Annotated in this window: 1 protein-coding gene; it reads right to left on the reverse strand. The window is 31.6% G+C overall.

The features are described 5' to 3' along the window. The coding region (locus E5A76_RS15225) for a hypothetical protein (protein ID WP_161119426.1) at nt 1-743 on the reverse strand (743 nt) is incomplete at both ends.

The raw sequence follows: 743 nt of genomic DNA on the forward strand, positions 1-743 counted from the left end.
GAATAAGCAAAGGAATTTATATAGCCTACTGAGAGAACTTTCTGTAAGTGTTAAATTTTTATGGTCGTAAATATCTAATCTATCGCTAAGATCTTCGATAGCTAGTTTTGAAAATAAGAGATTTTTAGCGAACGTTACAATATTCTTAGTGGTACCAAGAGAAAAAGCTATATTAGATAGTGTGTAAATAAATGAGTTGAGGTCGTTGATTTCGTTTAACTCAAACTGCAAGGACAAAAATATTTCTTCGTTGGCTATTATGTTGCTTGATTTTGAAAGAACATCGATATAAAAATCATTTCTGATTGATAATTGAGTGTCATATCCATAGCACAGAACTATATATGCTATGTTCTGACTAACCATATCACTTAGATTAATATTAGATTCAAGTGATGATAGGTAGTAATGTAATAAATCCCACCTTTCTTTGTCACTTTCATATAAATTAACTAACACAGATGTTATTACTTCAGATTGTAATATGTTTAACTTTTTACCCAACAAGCAGTTGTCGAATCTATCCTTATTTTGTAGTAAGAAGTTAAACATGTTTCGGTACATACTACCTCTGCCAGAACCGGACTTTAGAGCATCAGCAACCATCTCAATCTTGACATCATCCAGTTCTTGTATTCTATCTAAATGAGAAAAAATAAAGGATAAATCATGTTGGGCGGAGTCAGATTCAACCAACTTTAAAAACTCCTCAATAGCGAGGTCTTTTTGATTTTCATTAGCAA

This window comes from Photobacterium lucens, from assembly GCF_009873615.1.
Lineage (GTDB): Bacteria > Pseudomonadota > Gammaproteobacteria > Enterobacterales > Vibrionaceae > Photobacterium > Photobacterium lucens.